Consider the following 2,957-nt stretch of genomic DNA (forward strand, 5'->3'; position numbering starts at 1 on the left):
ATTTGTGTCGCCTGAACTATCGCGCACTTAGAAGCAAAAGCAGAGCAAGAGCAAGAGAGAGCGTTCTTTGATTGGAGGCTAGAGATATTTCGACAGCCAGGCCTCTCACCAATATATGGCAAGAGGCCTGAACAGTTTGATCAGATATATTTCACCCACGAATTACGCAGGCCTCAACATCCTCACAAAACTTGCCGCAAGAACGCCTGGGCCCGTGGGTCCTTCGGCGCGGCGAAAAACTGCTGGGGCGGCGAATCCTCCAGCAGCTTGCCGTGATCGAAGAACAGCACTCGGTCAGCCACTTCCCGGGCAAAGCCCATCTCGTGCGTCACGCAGACCATGGTCATGCCTTCCTGGGCCAGGGTCTTCATCACATCCAGCACCTCCCCGACCATTTCCGGGTCGAGCGCCGAGGTCGGTTCGTCGAACAGCATCACCTTCGGCTCCATGGCCAGGGCGCGGGCAATGGCCACCCGCTGCTGCTGGCCGCCAGAAAGGCGCGACGGGTACTCGTTGGCCTTCTGCGCGATACCGACCTTTTCCAGCAACGCCCGGGCCTTGGCTTCCCGGTCGGCCTTGTTGCGCTTGCGCACCACCTTCTGCGCCAGGCACAGGTTTTCCAGCACGGTCATGTGCGGGAACAGGTTGAAGTGCTGGAACACCATGCCGACTTCACGGCGGTAGGCGTTGATGTCGGTCTTCGGGTCGTCCAGTTGCACGCCGTTGATGGACACATGGCCCTGGTCGAAATGCTCCAGGCCGTTCAGGCAACGCAGGAAGGTGGACTTGCCCGAGCCGGACGGCCCCAGCACCACCACCACTTCGCCCTTGGCGACCTGGGTGGTGACGTTGTCCACCGCACGCACTACCTGGCCGCGGGTGTCGAAGACTTTAAGCAGGTCACGGACTTCAATCACTTTGCGCAAGCCTCCGCTCGAGCCGGCTGGCGATGTGCGACAGCGGCAGGTTGATCAGCAGGTACAGGCCCGCCACGCAGAACCAGATCTCGAAGGTCGAGAACGAGGTGGTGATGGCCTCGCGACCGCTCTTGGTCAGCTCGGTGATGGCGATCACCGACACCAGCGAGGTGTCCTTGACCAGGCTGATGAACTGCCCGGCCAGCGGTGGCAGCACGCGCTTGAAGGCCTGGGGCAGGATCACATGGCGCATGGACTGCGCACCGTTCAGGCCCAGCGAGCGTGCCGCCTCGTTCTGGCCCTTGGCGATCGACTGCACCCCGGCGCGGACGATCTCGGCGACGTAGGCGCCGGTGAACAGTGCCAACGCCGCTACCCCGGCGAACTCGCGGGACAGGTTGAGCACGGTGCCGATGAAGAAGTAGAAGATGAAGATCTGCACCAGCAGCGGCGTGCCGCGCACCAGTTCGACATAGACCGTGGACAGGTCACGCAGGGTGGGGTTGCTCGACAACCGGCAAAGCCCGGCGAACAGGCCGATCACCAGGCCCAGGGCGCCGGATATGACCGAGATCCACAGCGTGGTCCAAAGGCCCCAGGCCAGGGGGCCGGCGGCCCAGTGGCGGGTGACGCCGATGGCATCGCCCTCGGCGACGTCGTCGCCACGGGCCAGCAGCATGCTGTCCTTGGCCACTTCGACGACCTGGGTGTCGCCGCTCTCGTCCTTCAGGGTGACCCGGGCGTTGTCGCCGGACACCACGATTTCCTCGACCGTGCCAGGGTTGGCGGCACGCTGGGTTTCCTCGGCCTTGTAGGCGAAGTATTGCGGAACGCGGTTCCAGCGCCACTCGTAGGAAATCATCGAGGTGGCCAGGTACAGGCTGATCGCCAGGCCCACCAGGACCAGCGCGGTCAGCCCGTGCCAGGGCCACTGTGCTTTCTTGTGTTTGATCACGTGGGGTACTTCCGTAAATGCGAACGCGCAGGGTTTGCCTGCGCGTCGAGGTCAGCGCTTGGGGTTTTGCGCCCAGGCCTTATTCCATTTCCTTCAGCCAGTCCTTGTTCTTGAACCACTTGTCGTGGATACGATCGTAGGTCCCGTCATGCTTGATCTGGTGCAGGAAGTTGTTGATGTAGTTGATGCTGTCGTAGTCGCCCTTCTTCAGGCCGAAGGCCAGCGGCTCGTAGGTGAAGGGTTCTTCCAGGAACACCAGCTTGCCGGCGCCGGCCTTCTCCACCGCCACCACGTTGTAGGGCGAGTCGTAGACGAAGGCGTCGGCCTTGCCGTTGACCACGTCCATCACCCCTTCCTGCTCGTTGTCGTAGCCGTGGTACTTGGCTTTGCCGATCAGTTTCTTCGCGACCATCTCGCCGGTGGTGCCGAGCTTGGAGGTGAGGCGGTACTTCTCGTTGTTCAGATCCTTGTACGACTTGATCTCGCCCGCCAGCTCCTTGCGGATCAGCAGGGTCTGGCCGACGACGATGAAGGGCTCGCTGAAGTTCAGGCGCAGGTTGCGCTCCTGGGTCAGGGTCATGCCACTGCCGATGAAGTCGAACTTGTCGGTCATCAGTGCCGGAATGATGCCGTCGTAGGCGGTGGAGACCATCTCCAGCTTGACACCCATGGACTTGGCCATGGCCTTGAGGATATCGACCTCGAAGCCGATGATCTCGCCACGCTTGTTGGTCATTTCGAACGGCATGTAGGTCGGGTCCATGCCCACACGCAGGGTGCCGCGCTTGACCGCGTCATCGATGGCGCCGGCCTGGGCGGTGGCTACCGCGATCAGGGCGGTCGCACCTACCAGCAGCCGCGACAGGTATTTCTTCATCATCACCAAGTCCCCTAGCAAGAAGTACGCAGATTTTTTTTGTAAGCACGGTCCTACAGACCGATGCGTAATGTCGGGACGGATGCTAACGCATGCGAAGGCCGGGACCTAGAGCCGGTGGGGACTTTGTTGGCCAAAAATCGATGAGGGAAAACAATCGCGGGGCAAGTCGGACCGCCGCATTGCCGCTCCCACGCAGCGCTGATAC

General features: G+C 61.7%; 3 protein-coding genes. All 3 read right to left on the minus strand.

The window, feature by feature from the left end; genetic code table 11:
* Positions 1–182 precede the first annotated feature (182 nt).
* The 3 genes from ACODS9_RS26455 to ACODS9_RS26465 all read right to left on the minus strand — a co-directional run bounded on the left by ACODS9_RS26455 (position 183) and on the right by ACODS9_RS26465 (position 2,749).
* Complete coding sequence (locus ACODS9_RS26455) at positions 183–917, minus strand: amino acid ABC transporter ATP-binding protein (RefSeq protein ID WP_110700378.1); 735 nt, start codon at positions 915–917, stop codon at positions 183–185.
* Positions 910–1,872, minus strand: coding sequence for an amino acid ABC transporter permease (locus ACODS9_RS26460; RefSeq protein WP_046853904.1), 963 nt, complete (start codon positions 1,870–1,872; stop codon positions 910–912). The genes ACODS9_RS26455 and ACODS9_RS26460 overlap by 8 nt, the downstream gene beginning before the upstream one ends.
* 79 nt (positions 1,873–1,951) lie before the next feature.
* On the minus strand, positions 1,952–2,749 hold the full coding sequence (locus ACODS9_RS26465) for a transporter substrate-binding domain-containing protein (RefSeq protein WP_167335937.1): 798 nt from the start codon (positions 2,747–2,749) through the stop codon (positions 1,952–1,954).
* Between the last annotated feature and the right edge of the window lie 208 nt (positions 2,750–2,957).

It is taken from the genome of Pseudomonas sp. FG36 (assembly GCF_057809275.1).